At 61.4% G+C, this 26,440-nt stretch carries 24 protein-coding genes, 1 tRNA gene and 1 pseudogene; 11 read left to right on the top strand and 15 right to left on the bottom strand.

All coding sequences use genetic code 11. The features are described 5' to 3' along the window. The first annotated feature begins 2 nt into the window (after positions 1–2). Both ACJD00_RS04010 and nhaA read left to right on the top strand, forming a co-directional pair. Positions 3–497, top strand: a complete 495-nt coding sequence (locus ACJD00_RS04010; protein ID WP_309408438.1) for a DUF2505 domain-containing protein — start codon at positions 3–5, stop codon at positions 495–497. Between the two features lie 164 nt (positions 498–661). Then, the gene (nhaA, locus tag ACJD00_RS04005) at positions 662–2,014 is read left to right on the top strand and encodes a Na+/H+ antiporter NhaA (protein WP_418908589.1); all 1,353 of its coding nucleotides are present in this window, start codon (positions 662–664) and stop codon (positions 2,012–2,014) included. On the opposite strand, the gene ACJD00_RS04000 is transcribed toward nhaA, so the two are convergent. Continuing rightward, on the bottom strand, positions 2,011–2,601 hold the full coding sequence (locus tag ACJD00_RS04000; RefSeq protein ID WP_418908588.1) for a TetR/AcrR family transcriptional regulator: 591 nt from the start codon (positions 2,599–2,601) through the stop codon (positions 2,011–2,013). The two genes, nhaA and ACJD00_RS04000, sit on opposite strands and share 4 nt — an antisense overlap. Before the next feature lie 69 nt (positions 2,602–2,670). On the opposite strand from ACJD00_RS04000, the gene ACJD00_RS03995 reads away from it, so the two are divergent. Next, positions 2,671–3,681 carry an NADP-dependent oxidoreductase gene (locus ACJD00_RS03995; protein WP_418908587.1) on the top strand — a complete coding sequence of 337 codons (1,011 nt, stop codon included), beginning with the start codon at positions 2,671–2,673 and terminating at the stop codon, positions 3,679–3,681. 49 nt (positions 3,682–3,730) lie between these two features. Here ACJD00_RS03995 and ACJD00_RS03990 read toward each other — a convergent pair whose 3' ends face one another. Next, positions 3,731–5,152: an aspartate ammonia-lyase gene (locus ACJD00_RS03990; protein ID WP_309408446.1), complete on the bottom strand. Its 1,422-nt coding sequence runs from the start codon at positions 5,150–5,152 to the stop codon at positions 3,731–3,733. A gap of 75 nt (positions 5,153–5,227) precedes the next feature. Then, complete coding sequence (locus ACJD00_RS03985; protein WP_418908586.1) at positions 5,228–6,502, bottom strand: flavin-containing monooxygenase; 1,275 nt, start codon at positions 6,500–6,502, stop codon at positions 5,228–5,230. 384 nt (positions 6,503–6,886) lie between these two features. Between ACJD00_RS03985 and ACJD00_RS03980 the strand changes: the two genes are divergently transcribed. The 5 genes from ACJD00_RS03980 to ACJD00_RS03960 all read left to right on the top strand — a co-directional run bounded on the left by ACJD00_RS03980 (position 6,887) and on the right by ACJD00_RS03960 (position 11,685). Continuing rightward, entirely contained in the window at positions 6,887–7,315 is a 429-nt protein-coding gene (locus ACJD00_RS03980; protein WP_309408449.1) for a RidA family protein, read from the top strand. A 2-nt stretch (positions 7,316–7,317) separates the two neighbouring features. Beyond that, a complete protein-coding gene (locus tag ACJD00_RS03975) occupies positions 7,318–7,998 on the top strand; it encodes a DUF1028 domain-containing protein (RefSeq protein WP_309408451.1) in 681 nt (226 codons plus the stop codon). Further along, positions 7,991–9,169, top strand: a complete 1,179-nt coding sequence (locus ACJD00_RS03970) for a M20 family metallopeptidase (protein ID WP_309408452.1) — start codon at positions 7,991–7,993, stop codon at positions 9,167–9,169. Before ACJD00_RS03975 ends, ACJD00_RS03970 begins: the two co-directional genes overlap by 8 nt. Then, positions 9,166–10,626: an aldehyde dehydrogenase family protein gene (locus tag ACJD00_RS03965; RefSeq protein ID WP_418908585.1), complete on the top strand. Its 1,461-nt coding sequence runs from the start codon at positions 9,166–9,168 to the stop codon at positions 10,624–10,626. Before ACJD00_RS03970 ends, ACJD00_RS03965 begins: the two co-directional genes overlap by 4 nt. Positions 10,627–10,755: 129 nt before the next feature. After that, the gene (locus tag ACJD00_RS03960) at positions 10,756–11,685 is read left to right on the top strand and encodes a LysR family transcriptional regulator (RefSeq protein WP_418908584.1); all 930 of its coding nucleotides are present in this window, start codon (positions 10,756–10,758) and stop codon (positions 11,683–11,685) included. Here the strand turns inward: ACJD00_RS03960 and ACJD00_RS03955 are convergent. Both ACJD00_RS03955 and ACJD00_RS03950 read right to left on the bottom strand, forming a co-directional pair. Next, positions 11,682–12,278, bottom strand: coding sequence for a TetR/AcrR family transcriptional regulator (locus ACJD00_RS03955; RefSeq protein WP_418908583.1), 597 nt, complete (start codon positions 12,276–12,278; stop codon positions 11,682–11,684). The two genes, ACJD00_RS03960 and ACJD00_RS03955, sit on opposite strands and share 4 nt — an antisense overlap. A 144-nt stretch (positions 12,279–12,422) precedes the next feature. Beyond that, positions 12,423–14,375, bottom strand: a complete 1,953-nt coding sequence (locus tag ACJD00_RS03950; protein WP_418908582.1) for a primary-amine oxidase — start codon at positions 14,373–14,375, stop codon at positions 12,423–12,425. Between the two features lie 241 nt (positions 14,376–14,616). On the opposite strand from ACJD00_RS03950, the gene ACJD00_RS03945 reads away from it, so the two are divergent. Together ACJD00_RS03945 and ACJD00_RS03940 are read left to right on the top strand one after the other, a co-directional pair. Next, complete coding sequence (locus tag ACJD00_RS03945; RefSeq protein ID WP_418908581.1) at positions 14,617–14,958, top strand: hypothetical protein; 342 nt, start codon at positions 14,617–14,619, stop codon at positions 14,956–14,958. Between the two features lie 281 nt (positions 14,959–15,239). Next, complete coding sequence (locus ACJD00_RS03940; protein ID WP_418908580.1) at positions 15,240–16,721, top strand: APC family permease; 1,482 nt, start codon at positions 15,240–15,242, stop codon at positions 16,719–16,721. Positions 16,722–16,809: 88 nt separating this feature from the next. On the opposite strand, the gene sufU is transcribed toward ACJD00_RS03940, so the two are convergent. The 7 genes and pseudogenes from sufU to ACJD00_RS03905 all read right to left on the bottom strand — a co-directional run bounded on the left by sufU (position 16,810) and on the right by ACJD00_RS03905 (position 22,524). Then, positions 16,810–17,259, bottom strand: a complete 450-nt coding sequence (gene sufU, locus ACJD00_RS03935) for a Fe-S cluster assembly sulfur transfer protein SufU (RefSeq protein ID WP_418908579.1) — start codon at positions 17,257–17,259, stop codon at positions 16,810–16,812. After that, positions 17,260–18,576 (bottom strand): aminotransferase class V-fold PLP-dependent enzyme, encoded by a 1,317-nt coding sequence (locus tag ACJD00_RS03930; protein WP_396275257.1) that lies wholly within the window; start codon positions 18,574–18,576, stop codon positions 17,260–17,262. Positions 18,577–18,680: 104 nt separating this feature from the next. Then, positions 18,681–19,265: an aminoacyl-tRNA hydrolase gene (gene pth, locus ACJD00_RS03925; RefSeq protein ID WP_418908578.1), complete on the bottom strand. Its 585-nt coding sequence runs from the start codon at positions 19,263–19,265 to the stop codon at positions 18,681–18,683. A gap of 40 nt (positions 19,266–19,305) precedes the next feature. After that, positions 19,306–19,578 (bottom strand): annotated as a pseudogene (locus ACJD00_RS03920) (50S ribosomal protein L25); the annotation flags it as partial. A gap of 235 nt (positions 19,579–19,813) precedes the next feature. After that, a complete protein-coding gene (locus ACJD00_RS03915; protein WP_309408472.1) occupies positions 19,814–20,794 on the bottom strand; it encodes a ribose-phosphate diphosphokinase in 981 nt (326 codons plus the stop codon). Positions 20,795–20,864: 70 nt separating this feature from the next. Further along, positions 20,865–22,316, bottom strand: a complete 1,452-nt coding sequence (gene glmU / locus ACJD00_RS03910; protein ID WP_418908577.1) for a bifunctional UDP-N-acetylglucosamine diphosphorylase/glucosamine-1-phosphate N-acetyltransferase GlmU — start codon at positions 22,314–22,316, stop codon at positions 20,865–20,867. Between the two features lie 136 nt (positions 22,317–22,452). After that, positions 22,453–22,524 (bottom strand) — tRNA-Gln (locus tag ACJD00_RS03905). A 122-nt stretch (positions 22,525–22,646) separates the two neighbouring features. Here ACJD00_RS03905 and ACJD00_RS03900 point away from each other — a divergent pair. After that, entirely contained in the window at positions 22,647–24,431 is a 1,785-nt protein-coding gene (locus ACJD00_RS03900; RefSeq protein WP_418908576.1) for an ABC-F family ATP-binding cassette domain-containing protein, read from the top strand. A 72-nt stretch (positions 24,432–24,503) separates the two neighbouring features. On the opposite strand, the gene ACJD00_RS03895 is transcribed toward ACJD00_RS03900, so the two are convergent. The 3 genes from ACJD00_RS03895 to ACJD00_RS03885 form a co-directional block, all read right to left on the bottom strand. Beyond that, entirely contained in the window at positions 24,504–24,998 is a 495-nt protein-coding gene (locus ACJD00_RS03895; RefSeq protein WP_418908575.1) for a hypothetical protein, read from the bottom strand. A 142-nt stretch (positions 24,999–25,140) separates the two neighbouring features. Next, on the bottom strand, positions 25,141–25,524 hold the full coding sequence (rbsD, locus tag ACJD00_RS03890) for a D-ribose pyranase (protein ID WP_418908574.1): 384 nt from the start codon (positions 25,522–25,524) through the stop codon (positions 25,141–25,143). An 18-nt stretch (positions 25,525–25,542) separates the two neighbouring features. After that, positions 25,543–26,439 carry a ribokinase gene (locus ACJD00_RS03885; protein WP_418908573.1) on the bottom strand — a complete coding sequence of 299 codons (897 nt, stop codon included), beginning with the start codon at positions 26,437–26,439 and terminating at the stop codon, positions 25,543–25,545. Position 26,440 lies beyond the last annotated feature (1 nt).

The following is a 26,440-nucleotide window of genomic DNA, read 5'->3' as shown; positions in this document are numbered from 1 at the left end:
CCATGGCTCTTAACGCAAGCACCCAGATCGCGCATCCGGCCGAGCAGGTTATCGCAACGCTCGCCAACCGCGATTTCGCCGAGCACCTAACTTCGCTGGCCCAGGGGACGCTGAGTAACTTCACTGTGGAGGGCGACCTGAACGGTGCCTTCACGCTGACCTCGGTACGCGCCATGCCAACCGACCGCGTTCCGGACATCGCCCGGAAGTTCGTTGGAGAATCCATTAACGTCACGCAGGTGGAGAGCTGGAGCGCCCCGGATGCGCAGGGTAACCGTAGCGCCGAGGTCAAAATCTCGGTGGCTGGTGTGCCGGTGAACGTCAATGGCACCGAGCGCCTAATCGCAGCCGGTGATTCCACCGAGTTCGCCATCGACGCTCAGGTTTCTTCCTCTATCCCCTTCATCGGCGGCAAGCTGGCCTCGGCGGCCGAACCCTATCTGGGCAAGGCCCTGAACCTGCAGGCCTCGCAGGTCAGCGCCTGGCTGTCCAAGTAGTCTCCTTTCCCGGTTACTCAGCTCCCGGACGATGGTTGCTTAGCGCGCCATAGTCCGGGAGTTTTCCCGCCTGTGACGCACGACGCGATAGGGTTAAGACTTAGGTGTGCCGGGAAGTCTGGTCGGCGTGTAAGACAGTTCAACGACATTAGGTGAGTTCACTTATGACTCCAAACCCATCTCCGGGTTCACCACGCAAGCTTTTCTCACGGCCCAGTTACGGAGAATCCGTCCGCATCGGCGATATCCTGCGCAAGGAAACCGTCGGCGGTATGGTGCTGATCACTGGCGCCATCATCGCACTGATCTGGGCCAACACCCCGCTACGTGAGTCCTATTTCGCATTGCGCGACTTCCACCTGGGAGTCGACTTCGAGAGCATCGGACTGCACCTCGATCTCTCGCTGGGCCACTGGGCCGCCGACGCACTGCTGGCGGTATTCTTCTTCCTCACCGGCTTGGAATTGAAGAAAGAATTCGTCGTCGGCGACTTGAAGGATATGAAGACCGCCGCCGTTCCGGTGGCGGCTGCCTTCGGCGGCGTGATCGTCCCCGCGTTGATTTTCGTGGCAATGAACCTGGCTAATGGTCCAGAAACCCTCAAGGGCTGGGCCATCCCCACCGCCACCGATATCGCCTTTGCCGTGGCCGTCTTGGCCGTCATTGGCTCGGCACTGCCGGCCGCGCTGCGCATCTTCTTGCTGACCTTGGCCGTGGTCGATGACTTGATCGCGATCGTCATTATCGCCTTTGTGTTCACCGATGATGTCCAGTGGGGCTACCTGGCGCTAGCGATCATCCCGGTTGCGCTCTTCGCCCTGCTATCGCATAAGGCGCGCAAGCTCTTCGGATACCACCCTTGGGCGGCCTGGGTTATCCTCTTACCGCTGGGCATTATTACCTGGGTCTTCTTCTTCGGTTCCGGCATCCACGCTACGATCGCCGGTGTGGTGCTCGGCTTCTGCGTCCCGGTTCGACGCAAGGATGGCCTGCCCGGACACGGGCTGGCCGAAGAGTTCGAACATCGTTTCCGCCCGCTGTCCTCGGGCTTCTGTATTCCGGTTTTCGCCTTCTTCTCGGCCGGCGTGACGGTCTTCAACCCAGAGGGGGGCAGCAATGGCCTGTTCACGGATCCGGTGCTGTGGGGCATTATTCTCGGTTTGGTGCTCGGTAAGCCGATCGGCATCATGGCATTCACCTGGATTCTGACCAAGTTCACCAAGGCGAACTTGGATAAGGACGTCAAGTGGGGCGATCTGCTGGGTGTTACCTTCTTGGCAGGTATCGGATTCACCGTGTCCCTGCTGGTTTCCGAGCTGTCCTTCGGCCTCGAGTCCGAGCACTACGAGCACGCGAAGGTCGCGATCTTAACCGGGTCCTTCCTCGCAGCAATCCTCGGTGCGCTCTGGCTGGTGCCGCGTAACCGCCGCTACAAGGTTCTACTCGCCCGGGAAACCGCCGATGAAAACCGCGACGGCATTCCGGACGTCTACGAGCAGGAAGAAAAGAACTCCTAACGCCCCGAAAGCTCGACTAATAGCTCCCGTGCGGTGCGCAGCAATGCCTGCGCCTGCGCGGGAGTTATTCGTATCAGCGCATAAGCGGCGATGATCAACCCGGTGATCGCTTCGGCCATTCGTAAGCTGCAACGCTCTTCGACCTCCGGACGGCTGGCGCATACCCCGCGCAGCACGGCGGCGTAGAGTTCATCACGGTAGCCACCGATGACCTCCGCGATGTGCTCATCGTGCCCCATAGGGGCCCCGGCGGTATTGATCAACAGGCAGCCGTTAGCCGTAGGCAGCGAGTCGGGGTCTGCAAAAAGCTCTTCCAGCGATTCCAGGTAGTCCCCCAGCGCACTGGCGTTGACCGGATCGGTCTGCAGCGCCGCTAGGCGCGGACGCAAAACCTCTTCAAGGTAACTCTGCACTGCGGCATCGAACAGGCCGCGCTTGGACCCGAATTCGTTGTAGAGACTTGACCGGCTCAGCCCCGTGGCCCGCTCCAAGGCTGGGATCGAGGCGTTCTCGAAGCCCTGTTCCCAGAAGACGCCTCGGGCCGCTCGCACCACGGCGTCTCGCTCGAATTCCTGCACGCGTGGCATAACTCTCCTTTTCTGTAACAACCATTCCAGTATATATTGGAATGACCGTTACAGAAAGGGAGAGTACTCATGACCGAGTTCACCAGCACGCAGATTCTTTTGGCCGCACGCCCCACCGGTTGGCCCACCGAAGAGAACTTCGAAACCCGCACCGTCACCTATACAGAACTCCCTGCAGGACAGGTACGCGTGCGCAACGAGTTCCTCTCCGTGGACCCCTACATGCGTGGCCGCATGAGCGATGCACGCAGCTATGTGGCTCCCTACGAAATCGGTGAGCAGATCACCGGCGGTGCCGTGGGCCGCGTCGTCGAATCGAATGCCGAGACCCTGCCGGTCGGCGCGCTCGTGCTGCATCAGCACGGCTGGAGCGACACCGTTCAGGCCCCAGCCGAAACCTTTCGCCAGGTTCCCGATCGCCAAGACCTGCCTTCCTCGCTGAACCTGCACATGCTGGGGATGACCGGAATGACCGCCTATGTCGGCCTAAAGGAAGTGGCCGGCCTGCAGGAGGGCGAGACCGTCTTCATCTCCGGTGCCGCCGGGGCTGTAGGAAGCGCCGCAGGGCAAATTGCCAAGCTCATGGGCGCCAAGCGCGTGGTCGGCTCGGCCGGCAGCGACGAGAAGGTGGAACTACTCACCAGCAAGTACGGCTACGATGCCGCCTTCAATTACAAGAACGGGCCAGCCATCGAATTGCTCGCCGAGGTAGCCCCGGAAGGCATTGATGTCTTCTTCGACAACGTGGGTGGGGAGCAGCTTGAGGCGGCCCTGGAGTCATTCAACAATGGCGGCCGCGCCGCACTGTGTGGTGCGATCTCCAGTTACAACAGCACCGACACCGCCAAGGGCCCGGGCAACATGTCGCACTTGATCACGCGCGGACTGAAGCTTCAGGGCTTTACCCTCGGCAGCTACCTGCAGCACGCCGACGCCTTCTATGCAGATATGGGCCGTTGGTTCTCCGAAGGGAAGATCGCCTACGACGAGACCATCGTCGACGGACTGGAGAACACCGTGGATGCCTTCATTCAGATGATGCGCGGGGCTAACACCGGCAAGATGCTGGTTCGCCTCTAGGCCACCCGTGCTTTCGGGCCGCCGTAGTTGCGGCGGCCCGAGCACCGCGTTAACGCCGCACGGCTTGAGCAGGGGTTGCTTGTACGGCGCCCGTGAGCGTCCCGGGATCGAGCAACCGGGCCAGCTCTGCCGGCTCGAGCAACTCGGTTTCGCCCACCAGTTGCGTCACCGGCCGATGGGAACTCAACGCCAGCTTGGCTAATTGCGCGGCCCGCGCATAACCAAGGACCGGCGCCAGCGCGGTAATGACCGTGGCGGAGCGTGCCACGGAATCCCTCAGACGCTGCTCATTGGCGGTGATTTCTTGGACACAGTGACGGTGCAGAGTGCCACAGGCCTGCTGAAGCCACGTCATGGACTGCAGCAGCGAGTGGGCGATTACCGGCTCGAAGGCGTTGAGTTGCAACTGACCGGACTCGACCGCCATGGACACCGTCACATCCGCACCGGCCACGGCGAAGGCCACCTGGTTCACCGCCTCCGGAATTACCGGATTCACCTTGCCCGGCATGATCGAGGAGCCAGCCTGACGTGGGGGCAAATTGATCTCGGCAAAGCCCGCTTGCGGCCCGGAAGAAAGCAGCCGCAGATCATTGCAAATTTTCGAGAGCTTCAACGCGGTGCGCTTCAGCGCCCCAGAGAAGGTAACGAAAACCCCGGTATCGCTCGTGGATTCGATCAAATCTCCGGAGCTGACCACCGCAAGCCCGGTCACCGCGCGCAGTTGCCGGATAACCTCCTGCCGGTACCCTTCCGGGGCGTTGATCCCGGTTCCAATCGCCGTGGCGCCCATGTTGACCTCGTGCAATAGTGCCACGGCCTCACGTAACCGTTGCACGTCTTCGTGCAGCGTCACCGAGAAGGCCTGAAACTCCTGCCCCAGCGTCATCGGCACGGCGTCCTGTAGCTGCGTGCGGCCAATTTTGAGAATGCCGGAAAACTCCTCGGCCTTGGCACCAAAGCCATCGGCTAACGCCTCGAGTTCACCCAACAGGCCTTCGAGGGCAAAGGCCAGCGCGAGTTTTACCGCGGTGGGATAAACATCGTTGGTTGACTGGCTGCAGTTGGTGTGGTCGTTGGGATGCAACCAGGCGTAGTCGCCCTTCTGCCGACCGGCAAGCTCCAGCGCGCGGTTGGTGATCACTTCGTTGGTGTTCATATTCGTTGAGGTGCCTGCGCCGCCCTGAATGATGTCAACGATGAACTGATCATGTAGCTGCCCGTCGATCACCTCTTGGCACGCGGCCTCGATCAACTTCGCGCGGCCGGCCTCTAGGACCCCAATCCGTGCATTGGCGCGGGCCGCGGCCTGTTTGATGCTGGCCAGTGCACGGATGAGGGTGGGATAGATGTTGATGGGGCGGGCGGAAATGGGAAAGTTCTCACAGGCCCGTACGGTATGGATCCCATAGTACGCATCGGCCGGAATCCGGCGGCTACCAAGAGAATCGCTTTCTTCGCGGGTAGTCATCACCCGAAATTCCTTTCCAGGGGATCTCAGCGCGGTAGCGCCCACCAATTCCGGCGGACGCTACCGACTCGCGATCTACGCCTGTGCTAGCTCGCTCAGTTCATACTGCTGGTAGCTTCGCTGGATACCGATGTGATCGGCGAGGTACTTCGCATCGTGCCAGACACCCCAGATGAAGCTCGAACCACGGCGGGACTGCCACGGTAGCCCAAGGAAGTAGATACCCGGTTCACGCGAGACCCCGCGAGCCTGCACCGGTCGCCCACGCTCATCGAAGGCGTCGACGTCCAACCAGGAGTAATCGGAGCTAAAGCCGGTAGCCCACAGCACCGAATTGACCTCAGCCTGCTTAAGATCGAGCTCGCGCAATGGATTAACCATGCATTCGGGATCGGGTCCGATGACCTTGGCCTCGGGCTCCTCGGGTAGGTCCAACCCATTGCGCTCGATGTATTCGTCGGCCTCGGCGAGCAGTGAGAGGTAATTATCGTCGCCACGGTTCACGTTGGTTACGAGATCGTCACCGAACTTCATCACGCCATCGACATACTCATTGGCCCGACCCACCAGGGTGATTCCGGACTTTGCGAGCTCACGGAAATCGACGGTGCGTCCGCCGTGTGCTCCGCTGACGGCGATGGTGACATGTTCGGCACCCGCGGCCGGGGCCGAAGCTTCCCATTTATTCAGAACGCCAAGCCACCAGACGAAGTCGCGGGCGCGGTAGCTACGGGGCGGACGATCGTGCGGGCCTACGGCTAGGTAAACCTGACGCCCCGAGCGCTGGATTTCATCGGCAATCTGCACCCCCGAGGACCCGGCCCCGACCACGAGTACCGCGCCTGCGGGCAGCTGCTCCGGATTGCGGTAGGAACTCGAATGCAATTGCTCCAATCCGGCAGATTCCGGAATGAGCTCCGGTATCACCGGCTGCTGGAAGGCGCCGGTGGCGGCGACCACGAAGCGGGCCTCGATGGTACCGGCCGAGGTCTGGACAATAAATCCTTGAGCCCCTGGCTTCTTGGTCACCTTGGCGACCTCCACCCCGCACCGAATCGGCGCCTGGAACTTTTGAGCGTAGGCGGCTAAGTAATCGGCCACCTGATCCTTGGTGGCGAACTCGTCGGGCTGCACGGACTCGAATTCGAGGCCGGGGAACCGATCGTGCCAGGCCGGGCCGTTGGCCACGAGGGAGTCCCAACGTTCATTGCGCCAGCGTTCGGCGATGGCATAGCGCTCTAGTACAAGATGCGGGATCTGCATCGAGCTTAGATGCTCGCTCATGGCGATACCGGCTTGCCCGGCACCCACCACGAGAACTTCGGTCGTTTCGATGACTTCTTCAGCCATAGGTTTCACTCCGCTCGGTGAAGGCTTCGCACACGAGGCCGGGGCTCGCGGGGGAGCTCTGGTCTCGTACATCTAGAAGGGAAGGTTTTTGATTGGTGATAACACCAAGCAAACCGTCGAGCCGAGTCAACTGTCCAACAGTCTTATGTGTTCCAGTTCATCAGAAAATTAGATCATTTGCTCTGCTTGTCATCAAGAAAGCCAATGAAGCGCGGCTCGCACCACTGAGGCGCCTACGCGCGGGCCACGCGTTCCGTCGCAGACCCCTCGTGCCGCATAAATCAGAAAAAGTGATGCAGTTCGTAGATTTTGACTATTTTACAGATACATGGCGTGCATCAAGAATGGTCACAGGCACCGCCTCACCTCTCATCCTAAGGAGCCATGACCATGCCGACACATACCCGGTTGCGACCATTCAATACCAAAGAGACCTACCCCGAACAGAACCTCGATAACGACCTGTGCCAAGCGGTAGTGGCCAATGGGGTCGTGTACCTGCGCGGCCAGATTGGTCAGGACCTCGACACCCGCGAATCGGTCGGGATCGGCGACGTTGTGGCGCAGACCGAGCAAGCCATGGCCAATATCGACATGCTGCTCAAGGAAGCGGGCAGCAGCCTCGCCGACATCGTCAAAGTCACCGTCTACATCATCGACCCGCGCTACCGCGAGGACGTATACCGCACCATGGGGCGCTGGCTCAAGGGTGTCTACCCGGTTTCGACCGGCATCGTCGTGCAAGCATTGGCCCGACCCGAATGGCTGGTCGAAATCGATGCCACCGCGGTACTGAGCCAGGACGGAGCCTAACGATGACTTTCTCACTGATTCTGCGCGACGAACGCACCGGAGAAATCGGCTCGGCGATCTCCTCTTCCTCCCCGGCCGTGGCCGCCCGTTGCCTGAACCTGGCCGACGGGTTCGGAGCGGCGCATTCGCAGAATGTCACCGATCCCCGACTCGGCCAGCAGTTGCTTGCCCAGTTGCAGGCCGGAGCGACGGCACAACAGGCCCTCGACGCCGTTCTCGCCGACGCGGATGACCAGGCCATTGACTACCGGCAGCTGCTGGTCCTCGATGCCGACGGTAATACCGCCGTGCACTCCGGCGCCCAGGCGCTAGGGATTTACGGCTCGGTGCAGCACCCCAATGCGGTCGCTGCCGGCAACATGCTCTCCAGCCTCGAGGTGCTCGACGCCATGGTGCAAGCGGCGCTGCAAGACACCGGAACCATCGAAGAGAGGCTTCTGGCAGGGCTCCGGGCAGCCATGGATGCCGGCGGCGAAGCCGGTCCGGTGCATTCGGCCGGGCTCAGCGTGGTGGGGAACGCCGGCTGGCGCGTGACCGATCTCCGCGTGGACTGGGACGAAACCGACCCCGTTGGCAAACTGGCCGAGCTGCTGGAGATTTGGCTACCGCAGCGCCAGGACTACATTAACCGTGGCCTTGATCCGCTCCTTGCCCCTTCCTACGGGGTGCCCGGCGATGAATAACGACGTCAAGACGGCAGCGCACGAGCGCATCAGCGAACTTCTGGGTGAGCTCATCGGCCTATCCAACCGGTTACATGCCCATCCCGAACTGGGCTGGCAAGAACACCGATCGAGCGCCGACGTTGCCGGAGTACTCGCCGACCACGGCTTCACGATCGAACAACCCTATCTCGGGCTCGAAACCTCCTTCCGGGCCCGCTACACGCCCACCGGCGACACCCGATTCACCGTTGGACTCATGGCCGAGTACGACGCCTTGCCGGGTCTTGGCCACGCCTGCGGCCATAATCTCATCTCCGCGATGTCTACCGGCGCCGCTCTGGGCCTGGCCCGGGTCGCCAATCGGCTGGGACTCGAAGTACAGGTCATCGGCACGCCGGCCGAAGAAGGTGGCGGCGGAAAGATCGAACTCATGGATCGTGGCGCCTTCCGCGATCTTGATTTTGCGCTGATGGCCCATCCGGCGCCCGTGGACGTGGCCGAGGCGCGACCCTTCGCGGTGACGCACTGGCATGTGACCTACACCGGACGAGCGGCACATGCAGCGGCGTACCCGCAACGCGGTATCAACGCCAACGACGCCTTCCTCATCGCCCAGGTAGCTCTGGGCCTGTTGCGGCAACAGCTGCCCTCCACGGTTCGTGTTCACGGGGTGCAGACCAACGGCGGTCAGGCACCGAATGCCATCCCCGAGCGCACGGAGGGACGCTGGTACGTGCGTGCCGAAACCACCGAGGAACTACTCGAACTTGAGCAGCGGGTGCGCCGTTGTTTCGAAGCCGGCGCGCTGGCCACCGGCGCGACACTGGAAATCACCGAAGAAAGCCAACGCTACGCCGAGATGCGCACCGATGAGCAGGCACTGGATTTCTACCGAGCCAACGCGCAGGCACTGGGACGGGACTTTTCCGTGGATCCCGCCGCGGCGACCATGAATCGTGCCTCGACCGACATGGGAAATGTGTCCCAGCTCGTCAACGCCATTCACCCCTATATCGGGGTCGGCGGTACGGCCAGTAACCACCAACCGGAGTTCGCCGCAGCCTGCGTGGGCGAAGGTGCCGAACGGGCCCTGCGTGACGGCGCCATCGCTTTAGCTCACACGGTGATCGATGTCGCCCTCAGCCGCCTCGGCACACGCCCTGCCCAATCCCTAGGAGTCTCATCATGAGTCAGGTCAATACAGCCGTGTTCGATGGACGCGCCGTCATCGGCGAGCGCCAAGAACAACGAGCCTACATCGACGATATTTCACCGATCGACGGCTCACTGATCGCGCGGATCTCGGACTGCACCGACCGCGAGGTCGATCGAGCGGTCGCCTTGGCCCGCAGCACCTTTGAGTCCGGTGTTTGGTCCCGGATTTCGGCCGATGACCGACGGAAAGCGCTCCTGAGACTGGCCGAACTCCTCGAGGAGAACGCCGCAGAGCTGGCCGAACTCGAAACGCGCGACATGGGAAAGCCCATCGCGCAGAGCCTTGCGGTCGATATTCCCGGGGCCGCGGCCACCTTTAGGTGGTACGCGGAGCTGGCCGATAAGACGCATGACGAAATTCCGGTCACCCCGCCGGGATCCACCGCGCTGGTCACCCGCGAGCCGCTGGGTGTCATCGCCGCCATCACTCCATGGAACTATCCGTTGGAAATCGCGGCCTGGAAATTGGCCCCGGCTCTCATGCTGGGCAATAGTGTGGTGCTCAAACCCGCAACACAGTCCTCGTTGACCGCCCTTCGGCTTGCCGATTTCGCTCAGCAGGCCGGGATCCCAGCTGGCGTACTGAATGTTGTGACCGGGCGTGGGTCGGTGGCCGGTGACCGGCTAGCCCGCCACCGGGACGTTGATGCGTTGACCTTCACCGGCTCGACGCAGGTAGCTAAGTCCCTGCAGGTGGCTGCCGGGCAGACCAATATGAAACGTCTATGCCTCGAGGCCGGAGGCAAGAGCGCGAACCTCATATTCGCCGATACCGCCGAGTTACGTGTCGCTGCCGCCAAGGCCGCCTTTGGTGCCTTCTACAACCAGGGCGAAGTCTGTTCGGCCAATTCTCGAATACTCGTCGAACGCTCGGTCTTCGAACCGTTCGTGCAGTTGCTCATCGAGGAAGCCGGTGCTTACGCAGTGGGCGACCCCTTGGACCCGGACAACGCGGGCGCCGGCGCGCTGGTCGATGAGGCACACGCCGACACCGTTCAGGGTTTCATCGGCCGGGCGGCCGAAGAAGGTGTGGTGCGTTGCGGCGGAGAACGCCTGAGCTTTCACGGTTCGACCGCGTACATCCAGCCCACGGTGATTACCGGACTTCCGGACGATCACGAGCTGCACCGCGTTGAAGTTTTCGGACCGGTGGCCACCGTGCAGGCCTTTGACAGCGAAGATGAGGCCATTGCCTTGGCCAATGAGACCGAGTTCGGGTTGGCCGCCTCGGTGTTCACCGCCGATCTGGCTCGGGCCCACCGGGTCTCGCAGCGGCTGGTCGCCGGTACGGTATCCGTCAATACCGTCGATGCATTGGGGTTGACCACTCCCTTCGGCGGCTTCAAGCAATCGGGTTTCGGCAAGGACCTTTCGGTGCACGCCCTCGATAACTATTCCGCGCTGAAAACAACCTGGATTCAATTCGGCTAAGGTTTCTAGCAGTAGACGCGCGGTGGCACACCGGTCGGTGGGCCATCGTGCGTTTAACTGTGTGTAATCGCCCAATTGACCGGACGGTCCGATGGGGCCACGAGGCGAGGAGAATGCGAGACTTTGACCATGGATGTGACGCTTACCCAGTTGCGCTACTTCTCTGAGGCCGCCGCCCGTCTTTCAATGACGGCCGCGGCCGAGCGACTGAACGTGGCACAATCGGCGGTCTCCAGCGCGGTGGCCCAGTTGGAGAAACACATCGGTTCCCAGCTGTTCATCCGCCAGCGTTCCAAAGGTCTGGTGCTCACGCAGGCCGGTGAGCTGTTTCTCCGGGACGCAAACTCGGTACTGGCACATATGGAAGAAGTGGTTGAGAACGCCAAGGGTGACCAAAGCAGCGTTTCGGGCACCGTGCGCCTCGTCTGCTTCACGACGCTGGCACCCTTCCATATTCCGGATCTCGTCTCCCGGCTCCAAGACACCCACCCCAAGTTGCGCCTGGAGGTGCTCGAAGCCGACGCCGCCGGCTGCTCCCAGGCACTGATCGAGGGCCGAGCCGATTTGGCCCTAAGTTATGACTTGGGGATCCCACCAACGGTGCTGGCCTCCCCGGTGAATTCGGTACGCCCCTATGTGGCGCTCCCGGCCGAGCACCGGCTCGCTGGCAAGCAAGAGATTGATTTGCGCCAGCTCGCCGATGAACCCTTTATCTTGCTCGATATGCCGCACTCCAAAGAACTCATGCTGTCGATTTTGCACGAGGCCGGGGTGCAACCAGAGATTCGTTTTCAATCGGCCAGCTATGAGACGGTTCGCACCTTTGTCGCCCATGCCCATGGGTACTCGATTCTGCACCAGCGGCCAGCGCATCAAATGACCTATGACGGCAGCTCAATTGCTACCGTGCAGATTTCCAATGAGGTGCCTTCGTTGCGCACCGTGCTCGCCCGATTACGCACCCAACGTCCGACTGCGCGAATGCGTGTGGTTGCGCAAGCCATTCGAGCCCAAATTGCCGAGGGCCAAGGCACCGGCCCGGCTGAAACTACGCCTTAGGGCACCTGCAGCGCGTCGATCATGGCGCGCAGCAGGCGTCGCTGGCCACTTTCGCTCATCTGCTGTGGGTCTAGCATCGAGGTGATGTGCAGGCCCATCATCACGTTGAGTAGCTCGTCGACCACCTGGTCAACGCGTATCGAATCGGCAGCCTCTCCCGCTACCTGCGCTTGGGAGAGGTAGCTGAGCATCCGTGCCCTCCACTGCCCCAGCGTGGCGGCACCGACGGCGCGTAGCTTGGAATCCGTCTGCGCGCGCTGCCAAAAGGCCACGGCCACCCTGGCCTCGGTGCGGGTCAGTTCCTCGGCGGGAATGATTTCAAGACACATGGCAAGAAGCGCCCGGAGCCCGGTTTTCTGCATCACCGCACGATCGATCCGCTCGTTGGTGCGCTGGCAGATCAGTTCATATGAGGCCAGTAGCAGCGCGTCCTTATTCGGAAAATAGTGGCCGATAACCCCGGGGCCGGCATAGCCGCAGGCGGCAGCGATGTCCCGCATGGTCGCGTTCTCCATACCGTGCGAGGCGATAATTTCCCAGGTGGTCTGGATAATTGTGGTACGTCGCTCGTCGTGATCAACCAATTTGGGCATCGGCACCCGTCCTTTCACTGCGTGTACACAACTCTGTCCGATCATACGTGCAGCCCACGCAGCACTATGGGTGGCGGCGCCGCACCGGCGCCACCACCCATAGTTCTCGTCACCGGTAACCGGTGTATTCAGCGAGGGCCAAACCTAGTGGCATCCGCCGCTCTGGGATTCGCTGGCGCAGTGCGAGCTGACGCTAGCCGGGAGGTTAAGTGTTGGGTTCTCATCAAAGAAGCCATGCGGTTTGAGAGTGAAACCCACGGTGTCCACCGGCATGATCGGCCAGTCTTCGGGGCGTGGGAAGTGCGTCAGCCCGAAACTGTGCCACAGCACGATGTCCTCTCCGTCAAGTTCACGGTCCTGGGCCACATAGCTTGGTAGGCCGGCTCCCCCGGGATGGCGGTTGACCAAGTCTCCGGCTGCATACAGTTCTTCGGCTGCGTAGCGAGTCACCCAGAGGTCGTGCCGGGTGAATCCGGCGCGGGCGGCAATTGACGAATCGTCGGCCATTGCCAGGGTTGGGTTGTTCTCCGGGTACAGCGTGTAGCCAACCGGTTGTCCCAGCTTGTTGAGCGAATTCGGGTTGCTGACATGCCAAACGCGTCCGGCGGCGGCGTTAGCGTCGCGCACGGCTTCGCTCTCGCGAGCGAGCAGGGTTCGGCGCTGGGTGAAGGCGTTGCCGTGCGGGTTACCGTCGGACTTGGGCAGGCGGACCACTTCGAGTTCTTCGACCGAGTTGGTCGCGCCGTCGAGCATCATGTCCAGGCGTGCGCCAAACAGGTGCTGGTGGAAGGGAGCACCCAGTCCCGGGGCGATTTCCGAGGCGTAGGGGTAGCTGTTATTCGGCAGTGCGGCGGTGAAGACGATGCCGGTGGCCTTGGCCTCGAATTCGATGGTGCCATCGAGGTAGAGGTACCAGTAGAAGCCGTAGTCGTAGTTGCCCACGGTGGTGAAGAAGGAGATCACCAGGCGGCGATTGCGGCGCACTTCGTTGGATCCGGCCCACTCGTCGGTGTGTTTCCAGGCGATACCGGTGTCCTCTTCGTGGATGCAGATGCCGTTGTCGATAACGCGTGGGTTGCCGAAGTCATCGGCGACTACCGGCGACATGTAGGTGATGTCGCCTAGGCAGTCGCAGCCAAGACGCAGGGAGTTGGCATCCCGGCCGACCAGATACTCGCCGGTGTCGAAGTAGTTCTGCCAGCTGCGGTAGGGGGCGGGGTCGCCGTAGGGTACGACCATTTCGGAGATCGAGGCACGGTGGATCACCGGACGACGACGCTGGCCGTGCGTGTGGTGGATCTGGTACAGCACCAGCCCTTCGCGCGCGTCGAATCCCACGCGAAGATCCCAGCCAAGCCACGACAGGTGATTGCCGTCCAAGGTGAAGCTGGGCCCCTCGGGCTGGGTGATCTCGATGGGCTTCAGGTCGGTGCGAACGGGGCCGCTCACCTGTGGGTCGGTGTAGTTGCCGTTGACCTCAGGTACCGGTACCGGGCCGTCATCGATCAGCCGATCGACACATCGGTTTTCAAGGTCAACAAAGGCAACTAAACGGTCGATCGGGTGAGCCCACGCATGATCTTGGGCATCGTATTGGACAAAGCCCAACCCACGCAGCAGACGCTTGCCCTCTTCGTTCTCATAGTCGAAGACACCCGCAGAGAGTGGAGCAACGCGTACCTGCTGCGGGCTCAAGCCACGATCGGCCAGCGCCTTGATCCATCCTTCATCGTTTGCGAGGATCTCCTCGACGGTCTCGAATTCCTCGAGCAACACCGGCACTTGGCCGTCGTTCGCCGGATCAATTTCACGCTGCGTCTCCACGCGCTCTTCGCTCAGGGACAGCGTGAGATCTAGAGATTCGGGAATGCTGGGGTCATAGAGCATCACACGGACCTTGCGATCGACGGGCTGCGGTGCGGCGGCGTACAGCTCTTCCTTACTTGGATCGACCAAACCCACATAGGCGAAGCGCGAGGTCTCACGCAACAAGCCTGCCCTATCGAGGATCGTGCGGGTGAGGCGAATTTCCTCCGCTGTGATCTGGTTCAGCGGATGGTCGATCGTGGTGCGCAGATCCTGATCTTGGACCGTCATGGTATTCCTCCGAAGAAGTTTTGGTGATACAACTGTTCAATAAAGATTGTTACAGGAGTCACGCGGATCCGTAAAGAGCATCACTCAAAAACTTCACGAGGGAGAAAACATGGCCGCATATGCCGACCACCCCCGAATTGCCTCATGGCGACCACCCGGCCCGTCATTGCGCATGGTTAGCGCGGCCGGATACAGCACCCTCACACTGCACTTAGTGGCGACCTTAGCAAGTCAGGGTTCCATGCGAATTAGCATGTTGATCACCGGGATCATCTGCCTAGTCTGCACCGTGCATATGCGACTGACGCGATGCGCGGAAGAGAAGAAGGCGCGGGAAACCATGCTGATGTGCGCCGCTTCGGCACTCGTTCACATGGGACTGCTCACGGCCATGTATTCCAACGGAGGGCACCACGGCACCGCGACGAGCCGAAGCCTTAGCCACAGCTCAACGCACGGCCACTGGATGCTTGCGCTCATCGCACTAGACCTGTGCGCGGCCCTCGTCTGCGCCATGTCACTACGCGGGCATTCCAGGCGGCGACAGCTCATCGCGGGCTCGGCAGTCTCTTCATCAAATTAATGCATGATAATCATCTCAATAAACCTGTTTACCCGATGTAACGCGCGTCATAGGCTTGAGCAATCAGCACGGCCCCGGTTCCCGCGACGCATCCACCGCGGGCACCCCGGGACATACTTCGCCCCTCGCAAAGGCGGAGCAACTGACCACAGTAGCCCCGAGGGAGCACCCGCACGGGACTTCAGGAATCTCGCATTTAAGGACTGAGGATGTCAACGAGATCATCAGCCACGCAGCTGGCCCAAGAACAAACCAAACATCTGCAAAAGAGTCTGGGGAGGATGGACATCCTTCTGCTTGTCGTTGCAGCGGTTGTATCCATCGAAGTACTCGGCCAAGTCTCCGGCTACGGCCCCGAAACCTTTACCTGGACGCTGGTATTAGCTTTCACTTTCATGATCCCCTATGGGCTAATCTTTGCCGAGACCGGCGGAGCATTCACCGAAGAAGGCGGCGTCTATATCTGGACCAAAATGGCCTTCGGTCGGGTGGTGGCGGCCATCGCATCGCTGCTGACTTGGGTGACTCAGCCCGTGTGGGTGGGCGGGGCCATGGCCTTCGTGGCCGTAGAGACCTGGTCGGAATTCGTCTCCCCCATTGCTGCCGGGTCGCTCACCGACTACCTGTTCAAACTCGGATTCATTTGGATCACGGTCAGCTCGGCCATTGTCAGCTTGAAACACGGCAAGTGGCTCCCCTCCCTCGGTGCCATCCTCAAGCTGGCCTTCCTCGCATTCTTCCTAATTGTCACCGTGATCTACGGTTTCATTCACGGCTTCAACGGGCTGAATCTTGGGGACTTTAGCCCGACCATGGGCGGCTTTTTGGGCCTGACGCCGCTGTTGCTGTTCTCCTTCCTCGGTTTCGAATCCGGGAACAGTGCGGCCGGTGAAATGAAGAATCCTGCCAAGGACGTACCGGTCTCGATTATGCGCACCTCGCTCTTGGCCGCCGGAAGCTATCTTCTGCCGGTACTGGCCATTTTGATGGTGGTGCCGCTGGATGAGATCACCGGCATCGGTGGGCTTTTTGGAGCCGTGGCTACCGTGTTCACTATTTTCGGTCCGGCAACCGATGCGATACTTGCGATCAGCGCGGTGGTCTTCTGCTTCGTCCTTGTCTCACAGGGAGGGGCGTGGATGATCATTTCAGACCGTATGCAGGCCATGGCCGCGGCCGATGGTTCATTCTTCGGCGGCTTCTTCGGCCGCTTCCACGAAAAGCTCGGTACACCCGTGAGAGTCAATACGCTCTCTGGAGTCGTCTCCACCGTATTCATGCTCGCCGCGATGCAGCTTTCGGGTACCAGTGGCGCCGTCTTCTCGGTGGTGCTGACCATTTCGATCTCAACTTTCTTGCTCAGCTACCTCATTGCCATTCCGGCCGCGACCAAATTGCGCAGTAAGTATCCGGATGCCGTGCGCCCGTTCCGAGTCCCGGTTTCCGATGGCGTCTTCAAGTTGCTCGGCGGCATCTGCTTCGCATGGATCTTGTTGGGCTCATGGGTAGCGATCTTCCCCGGTACCCTCGAGGCGCTGTTCAACGTGGAGTATGACTTCGTTGAGATCTGGGGCGTTTCGCAGCTGTCCTTCGAGGTCTTCGCGCTCGGCACCCTCGCGGCGATCCTCCTGCTGGGCATCATTGGTTACCTGCGCGGCGCGAAGGTTCGTGCGGCGGTCTCAACCGACCCGAACGAGCCCCCGTTCCTACAAGCAGCCACGGTCGATTCTGAGCCTGATTCTCTCGCCACACCGCGGGGCTAACCAGAGGCTAGCGACAGCGAAGGCACCTCGATCCGAACATCGTTTCGGTTCGAGGTGCCTTTATCGCGTGGAGGGTCAGCGCGGCGAGCTAAGCGCTGGCGCCGAACATGGCCGCTTCGGCCGCAACCCAGGCCAACATCGCGCATTTGACTCGCGCCGGGAACTTCGAGACGCCCACGAAGGCCGCTGCGTCCTCGAGCACTTCCTCATCCGGGGTCGCGGTTCCCTTCGAGCGCATCATCTCTCGGAAGGCGTCAAGGGTGGTTAAGAACTGATCGCGTCCCATGCCCGGAAGCATTTCGCTCAGTACCGAGGCTGAGGCCATGGAGATCGAACATCCCTCGCCCTCCCAGCTCACGGAGGTAAACACGTTCTGTTCATCCAGACCAACCCGCACGCGGATCTGATCGCCGCAGATCGGGTTGTGCTGATGCGATTCACCTTGAGCTACCGCGGCGGGTTCTACCAGAGGCGAACCCACCCGGCGCTTTGCGTGATCCAGGATCACTTGCTGATAAAGCTGATCGAGCTCGTTCACTTAAACTCCAAAATATTCACGAACCGAGCCGACGGCGGCGATCAACGCGGCGACGTCTTCTTCGGTGTTGTACAGGTAGGTACTGGCACGTGTCGTGGCGGTGACGCCTAGCGCCCGGTGCAGCGGCTGCGCGCAGTGGTGGCCTACACGTACCGCAATTCCGCGAGAGTCTAGATACTGCCCGACATCGTGTGGGTGCACCCCCATGACTTCGAAGGGTACAGTACCGATGCGTGGGGCGTCCGTGGGGCCAAAGACGCGTACACCGTCAAGTTGCGAGAGCCCTTCGAGCAGTAGGGTTCCTAGGTGCTCTTCCCAAGCGGCAATGCGCTCCATCCCGATCTCATCGAGGTAGCTAGCCGCGGTGGCCAGCGAGTGTGCCTGCGCAATGCGTTGCGTGCCGGCTTCGAAGCGCTGCGGCGAGGGCAAGTATTCGGCGTGTTCCATATCCACCACGGTGATCATGGAGCCGCCGGTCAAGAATGGCGGCATCGCGTCGAGGAGCTCGGCGCGGCCGTAGAGAGCACCGATGCCGGTGGGGCCGAGCATCTTGTGTCCCGAGAAAGCCATGAAGTCGATATCTAGCGCTTTGACGTCGACCGGAAGGTGCGGCACCGACTGGCACCCATCGAGCACGGTCAGCGCACCGACGCGGCGAGCGGCCTGCACGAAACGCTCCACGTCGGTGATTGTGCCAAGCACATTGGACACATGAGTGAATGCAATGAGTTTCGTGCTCTCGGTGACCAGCTCGTCGAGCAGGTCATAGCGTAGTGCGCCGTCTTCGGTCACCGGCACGTACCGTAGTGTGGCACCGGTGCGGAAGGCCAATTCCTGCCAAGGAATCAGGTTCGCGTGATGCTCCAGTTCGGTCACGAGAATCTCGTCACCGCGGGTTAGCCGAAAGCGTTCTGCCGCGCTGCCGCCAAGTCCGGCCGAGGCGTTGGACAGCGAATAGCTGATGAGGTTCAGGGCCTCGGTGGCGTTCGAGGTCCATACGACCTCGTTCGACCGGGCCCCGATGAAAGAGGCCACCGTTTCACGGGCCTGTTCGAAAAGTTCGGTAGCTTCCACCGCTAAGCTGTGAGCGCCGCGGTGTACCGCCGCGTTAGCCGTCTCATAGTAGTGTTGTTCAGCCTCGTAGACGCACCGCGGTTTCTGACTGGTGGCGCCGGAATCCAGGTACACGAGATCGGTACCGTTAATCGGGTGCTCGAGAATCTCAAAGTCTGCTTTGATCCGGGCGACCTCGCTGCTGGACAGCGGGTGCTGGGTGTCTGCGTGACCGGTTACCGACGTCACTGGTATCTCCCTCATAGCGGCTTCGAGCGTCTAATCGACGATTAGACCATGCGTTCTTATGCTAATTATTCCACCGCTGACCGCGTGAGACATCTAAGCAGGTCCTTAGTAAGGACGGGCTACGATCCGGTGTGGAACTTGGCCTGCGCCGCTTCTAGGCCGTGGGCGATAAGAAATTCCACGGCGTCGGCCGCAGAGTCCACCAGCATGGGCAGGGTCTGCCGTTCGGCCTTAGAAAAGTCCTGTAGCACCCAGTCCGCGGTATCCATACGTCCAGGAGGACGTCCTACCCCGGTACGCACCCGCAGGTAATCCTTGGACCCCATAACCTTGGAGATATCGCGCAACCCGTTGTGCCCGCCTTCTCCCCCACCGCGCTTGAGCTTGATGGTGTCGAAGGGGATATCGATCTCATCGTGCACCACAATCAGGTGTTGCACATCAATATTGAAAAATTTGGCCAGCTTGCCCACCGGCGCCCCAGAGACGTTCATATAGGTCATGGGCTTGGCCAACACCACACGGGGACCGCCGACGCCGAGCCTCCCTTGAATGATCTGGGCCCGCGAGGGGTGGGTTTTGAATTTGGAACCGGCACGTTGCGCCAGTTCATCGAGCACCATCTGCCCGACATTGTGCCTATTGCCAGCGTAGCCGGGCCCGGGATTCCCGAGCCCGGCTACCAGCCAAGTTTCATTGTTCATGAATTTTGGCGAAAGCTGCGCGCGTTGCCTACTTGGCGATGACCAGGTCGATGTGATCGACGGTGCGGTGCAGGGCGTGGATCTGCAGATCCTGAACCGAGGTGGAAACTTCCTTGCCCTCGATGTTCAGCACCAGGGTGACGCTGCGATCACGAACGGCCAGGGTGGTCTCCTGAGCCGGCAGCAGCACGTGCTGCGGCTCGGTGCCTGCACCGTATACAACGGCCGGGATCTGGCCATCGCGACGGGCCTGGCGGGCTGCGCCCTTACCGAAATCGGTGCGGACAACGGCGTCAAGGTTGACAGATGCCATAGTTATTCTCCTTAGGTAATGAATGCTTCGGTTACGCCCTTGCGTGGACTCGGGAAGCATCCAACATCCAAGAGATGAAAGAGCTTTTCCGGCCTTGTCGATAACGGTCCCGCTCATAAAAGCGTTTCCCTCGCCTGGGCACAGTCAATAATTCTACCACCGTCGCCGGAAGCTTAAAAACCGATGGCCGGCCTCCCCCGCGCAGAGGGAAACCAGCCATCGATTCCAGCGACGTTTAGGCGCGACCGTCAAACAGGTTGGTCACGGAGCCATCGTGGAAGACCTCGGAGATCGCACGAGCCAAGACCGGAGCGATGGAGAGCACGGTGAGGTTCTCGAAGCGCTTCTCTTCCGGAATCGGCAGGGTGTCGGTAACGACAACTTCGCGGGCGCCGCACTCGGCCAGACGCTGCGCGGCCGGATCCGAGAACACTGCGTGAGTTGCGGCGATGATCACGTCCTTGGCGCCGGCTTCCTTCAGCACGCGCACCGCACCGGCAATGGTTCCACCGGTATCGATCATGTCATCGATCAGCACGCAGGTACGACCCTCAACCTGGCCCACAACGGTCTTGGACTCGGCCTGGTTCGGCACGGTCAGATCGCGTGACTTGTGCACGAAAGCCAGCGGGGCACCGCCCAGACGCTCGGCCCACTGCTCGGCTACACGTACGCGGCCGGTGTCCGGGGACACCACGGTGATCTCATCGACATCAACCTTGGTACGGATGTAATCGGCCAAGACCGGGAAAGCGAAGAGGTGATCGACCGGACCGTCGAAGAAGCCCTGGATCTGCGCGGTGTGCAGGTCGCACGAGATGATGCGGTCGGCACCGGCAGTCTTGTACAGGTCGGCGATCAGACGGGCCGAGATCGGCTCGCGACCGCGTCCCTTCTTGTCCTGGCGAGCGTAGGGGTAGAACGGAGCCACCACGGTGATCCGACGAGCCGAGGCGCGCTTCATCGAATCGATCATGATCAACTGTTCCATCAGCCAGTTGTTCATCGGTGCCGGGTAGGACTGAATCAAAAAGACGTCCTTACCGCGCACGGATTCGTCCGAACGGACGTAGATCTCGCCGTTGGCGAAGTCGTACGCGTTCAGCGGCAGTAGCTCGGTTTCCAGCTCCTTGGCCACCTTGGCGGCAAGTTCCGGGTGGGCACGCCCGCTGGCCAAGACCAGCTTCTTATCGACGTTATGGCTAATTTCACTCATGGTTATGCTTTCTCGCTCGCTTCGCTGTCACGTTGAGGTGATTCTGAGGAAATGTATGATCTTCGATGGATTACTCGGTGGCCGAGGAGTCCAGCGAGGCCTTGAAAGCAGCGTCCGCCGAGGAGGAACCCGGGCGTTTTGCCAGCGTCCAGCCCTCCGAATTTCGCTGCGGAGCCACGGATAGCGCCAACGCGCCAGCCGGGACGTTCTTTCGTACTACCGCACCCGCGCCGGTGTAGGCACCGTCACCAATTTCAACCGGTGCCACGAACACGGTGTTCGAGCTGGTGCGCACATGCGAGCCGATCTTGGTCCGGTGCTTCTTCTCGCCGTCATAGTTGGCGGTGATGTTGCCGCAACCGATGTTGGTGAATTCGCCAACCTCGGCGTCGCCGACATATCCCAGGTGCGATAGCTTCGATCCGCGTCCGATCGTCGCGTTCTTGGTTTCGTAGAAGGCGCCGATCTTGCCATCGGCACCCAGCTCGGTGCCCGGGCGTAGGTAAGTGAACGGTCCAACGGTGGCGGCCGCGCCAATGCGTGCATCGGTTGCGTCGGTGCGCTTCACGACGGCATTCTGGCCCACCATGACGTTAGTCAGCGTCGAGTCTGGGCCGATAATGGCACCGGTGCCGACGGCGGTACGGCCGTGAAGCTGCGTACCGGGCTTCAGGGTGACGTCTTGGCTCAGCACGACCTCAGCATCGATCCAGGTGCTGGACGGGTCGATAATGGTCACGCCTTCGCGCATCCAGTACTCGCAGCGGCGCTCGTTGTAGACGCGTGCCAGACGCGACACCTGCACCCGGTCGTTTGCGCCTTCGATCTGCCAGCGATCCGAGATCTGGGCGGTCGCTACGCGGCCTCCGTTGCGGCGCGCGATGGCCAACACGTCGGTAAGGTACTTCTCGCGCTGCGCGTTTTCAATGGTCACTTCCTTCAACGCGGCGCGAAGCATGGCAGCGTCGAAGGCATAGATCCCCGAGTTGATTTCGCGGATGGCCAGTTCGGCCTCGCTGGCGTCCTTCTGCTCGCGGATGCCCACGACATCGCCGGCTTCGTCGCGCAGAATACGACCGTAGCCGCTCGGGTCATCCAATTCGGTGGTGAGCACGGTGACGGCGTTGCCCTGCGCGTCGTGGGTGGCTACGAGCTCGCCGAGCACTTCGCTAGTGAGCAACGGCACATCGCCATAGGTCACCACGACGGTTCCTTCTAGGCCCTCGTCCAGTGCTTCGAGGCCCTGCTCGACGGCGCGACCGGTTCCCGGAATCTCGTCCTGGTCGGCGATGGTGATCTGTGGGAATTCGTTGAGGATGTGCTCGGCCACCAGATCACGCTGGTGGCGAACGACGGCAACCAAGTTGCCTGGTTCCAGGGCCGAAGCCGCGTGTAAAGCGTGGGAAACCATGGAACGACCTGCAATTTCATGCATGATCTTCGGTTTCGTAGATTTCATCCTGGTGCCGGCTCCTGCGGCGAGGACGATCACGGCGACTGGTGCTTGGGCCTGACTGCTCAAGTGCGTTCTCCTGCAACATCGACTAGGAGGAATTCATGGATGAAGAAAACCCCTCGTGACAGTCTAGCGCGCGGGTCCCCCAGCCATAAACTGCCGGGTACAAGAAAGCCCGCGCCGTAGCGCGGGCTGTGAAATGTTCCGCCCCTAGGATTCGAACCTAGAATGCACGGCTCCAAAGGCCGGCGTGTTGCCATTACACCAGGGCGGATCGTGCCTGAAACCCGCATGGGGTCATCCGACACGCTAAGTATTCTGCCACGTCCGCCCCCAACAGTGCGAATTGACCTTCGTTCGGCGTGCTCGATTTGCCCTCGTTCGTAAAATGGAACCGTGGCTCATTTACTCGGGGGCGAATCCCTACATCTGGAATATCCCACCCATGTCGTCTTTGACTCGGTAACCATCGGCATTTCCGACGGAGACCGCATCGGTCTCGTGGGACGCAACGGCGAAGGCAAGTCCACGCTGCTGGGCATGCTCGCCGGTACGATCGAGCCGCATTCCGGTCGAGTCACCCGACGCAGCGGGCTGCGGGTGGGCGTGCTGGATCAGTCCGACACCCTGGACCCCGAAAACACGGTGCATTACAGCGTGGTTGGCACCATGGATGACCATGAGTGGGCCGGTGAAGCCCGCATCCGTGACATTATCGCCGGGCTTGTGGCCGACTTGGATTGGGAAGCTAAAGTCAGTACCCTCTCCGGTGGTCAGCGCCGACGCGTGGCTTTGGCCGCACTGCTCGTGCAGGACTGGGATGTCATCATCCTTGACGAGCCAACCAACCACCTAGACGTTGAGGGCATCTCCTGGCTCGCCGAGCACCTGAACAACCGCTGGCCCCGGAACACCGGCGGCCTCATGGTCGTCACCCACGATCGCTGGTTCCTTGACGCGGTCTGCACGAGCACTTGGGAAGTGCATGACCGCCTGGTGGAGCCCTTTGAGGGTGGTTACGCCGCCTACGTGCTGCAGCGTGTGGAACGTGATCGCATCGCTGCGGTCACCGAATCCAAGCGGCAGAACATGATGAAAAAGGAACTGGCCTGGTTGCGGCGCGGTGCTCCGGCCCGAACTTCCAAGCCGAAATTCCGTATCGAGGCGGCTAACCAGTTGATTGCCGATGTGCCTCCGGTGCGTAATCCCCTGGAACTGAAGAAGATGGCCACCGCGCGGCTGGGCAAGGACGTGGTGGATCTGATCGACGCCGAGGTGAGCTTCGGCGCTAAGCGAGTACTCAAGCCCTTTACCTGGCGCATCGGACCGGGTGAGCGTACTGGCCTCCTCGGAGCCAACGGCGCGGGAAAGTCCACGCTACTGGGTTTGATCGCTGGCACCGTGCAACCCACCGGCGGCCAGGTTAAGCGCGGAAAGACCGTAAAGCTCGCGGTGCTGGATCAGCAGTTCAGCGCCTTGGAACAAATCGGCGAAGATCGTGTCCGCGAGGTATTGGCGCGTTTTAAGACGACCTTCAACGTCGATGGCAAGGATCTGACCCCCTCGCAGCTGCTCGAGCGTCTCGGGTTCTCGCGTGCGCACCTTTCAACCAAGGTCGGCGAGCTCTCCGGCGGCCAGCGCCGCCGGCTCCAGTTGCTGATGATCCTCATGGACGAGCCAAATGTGATGATCCTCGACGAGCCGACCAACGACGTGGATACCGACATGCTCGCGGCGCTTGAAGATCTCCTGGATTCGTGGCCGGGCACGCTGATCGTGGTGTCGCACGACCGCTACCTGCTCGAACGCGTCACCGATCAACAGTATGCGATCCTCGACGGCTCGTTCCGTCACGTGCCCGGTGGGGTGGACGAATACCTCAAGCTGCGTAGCGCCACCCCGGCCCAACGTCAGCCCGCGGCGATGGCTGCGGAAACGGCCCCGAAGCCCGCTGGCCCCTCCGGAGCCGAACTGCGTGCCGCGCAGAAGGAAATGAACGCCAACGAGCGCAAGCTGAAGCAACTGACCGAAAAGATTGAAGCGGTACACGAGAAAATGGCCGCACACGATCAGTCCGACTATGAAGGCTTGGCCACGTTCACCGCCGAGTTGAACGAGTTGCAGGCGCAGGTCGATGAGCTCGAAGAGCGCTGGCTGGAACTCTCCGAAATCCTAGGCTAGCTCCATCGCTCGGGGCCCAATGGTTAGCAGTGGCCGGTAAACCGGTCACGGCCAAGGGCTCCGGGCTATCACTCAGCGACCGTACCGTGCGGCGAGTAGCTGCTCGCTTTCGCTCCTTGAAGCCGCCAAAGCCGCCCGACGTAACACCCTGCGCCCCCAGTAGAGACCGCCGCCGGCGAGGAGCACCGCCAGCGGGCCATGCAGTACGCCAAGGTCAAGTATGGTCAACAGCATGAATTCATCGGCGGTCGATACTCCGCCGATCGCGGCCTGCCACACCGGCAGCACATAGAGCAGCCCACACAGCCACAGGTATAGCGCCCACCGCAGCGGCGACTGAGGCTTGAACTTCAGGGCACAGCCGACCAAAACAAGCACGAGCAGTGAACCGACCCAACGCGGCCCACTGGCCAGGGTGAGCGCAAGGAAACTGGGCGCGTCCTGCGCGGCGTCAAAGGCGCCCCCGAAGTCAAGAAGTATCGCCGGAAGCGCCGGCACGGTTAGTAGCAAGGCAAGCAGCCCCAACAAGACCAGTGACACCTTGAGCCACAGCCGAACCACTGGCATCCCTGCCCTCCAATTTCCCTGCGCCACGCGACGCGCAGCCACCGAGTTGATCACCGGCACGCTGTGGACCGGACGATGGCCTCAGTATATGCCCGGCGGGCGCGCAGAATTCTCCTCCGGCACCGGTAGCTCGGGCACGCCGCTAGAAGGGCACGCCGCTACCGAGGATCACGTTGGCATATGCCGTCGCTTCCCCGGTGCGAATCACCAACTTGGCTCTGGGGATCTCGGCCTTGAGCTGTTCGTGGCTGATAAAGCCCGGGGTCAGCCCGACCGCGTGGCACCAGCCTTCCACGGTGGTGCCACGGGCTTCGCTGGCCAGGAGGCTACGCTCGATCACTAGATGGCGTGCCAGCACCTCAAGTACGGCGGGGAAACTCAACTGACCGGGCACGAAGGCCAAATCAACGACGGGCGTTCCGGTCGGCAACGGCAGTCCATAGTCTGCGATGATCACCGTATCCGTATGCCCCAAGGTCGCTAATCCCGCCAGAAGCGGCGCATTGAGTATTTCTGTTTTGAGCACGAAAAAGCGGTACTTTCCTTAGAGCTCGTCGAGGCTACGCGGGTACGAAGACTGGGCCCCGTGGTGCTGCACGGTCAGAGCCGCGAAACGACCGGCGAACTGTGCCGCCTCGCTCAAGGTGCGGCCCGCCGCAAGCCGCGCGGCCAACGCGCCGGTGAACGCGTCGCCGGCTCCGGTGGTGTCCACCGCCTGCACTTTAACCGCCTCAAGCTGCTCGACGGTGCCGTTCTCGGCAACCAAGCATCCCTTGCCACCGAGGGTGATCACCACGGAAGAAACACCATGCTCAAGCAGCTTGGCGGCCACCACGGTCTCAGGTTCGGTGGAGAGCTCGGCGGACCCATCGAGTTGCGCCAGAATCAAGGCCGCCTCGTGCTCGTTGACGACCAGCGGGTTAGCGGCCAGCAGGTATTCACGATCCAGCTCAATCACCGGGGCTAGATTTAGCACCACGCGGGAGGTCGCCGCGGACATTGCCGCGGCAATGCCCGACGACGGGATCTCCCCCTGAAGCACCACGATGCCCTGCAGCTCGCCCGCCTCGGCCACAACCTCACCGGTCACCATGGCGTTGGCCCCGGGAACCACCGCGATGGAGTTCTCTGCGGCCTGATCCACCTGGATGATGGCCACGCCGGTCGGTGCCTGCACGCGTTGCACGCGGTCCAGGACCACTCCGGCCTCGGCCAACTGGCTCAGCGCCACCTCGGCGTGGGAGTCGTGACCGACCGCGCCAATAAATTCGGTGTCGGCGCCGGCTAGCCGTGCGGCAAGGGCCTGGTTTGCTCCCTTACCGCCGGGCGAAAGCTGGTAGGACTCAGCCAACACGGTTTCGCCGGGGCCAGGTAGGCGTGCCATTAAGGCCGTGATGTCCACGTTGCTCGAACCGACGACGGTGACCTTGTGCTGCTGCATA

The organism is Glutamicibacter endophyticus (assembly GCF_048457885.1).
In the GTDB taxonomy this organism is placed as follows: Bacteria; Actinomycetota; Actinomycetes; order Actinomycetales; family Micrococcaceae; genus Glutamicibacter; species Glutamicibacter endophyticus.
This window is presented reverse-complemented; position numbering and strand designations above follow the sequence as displayed.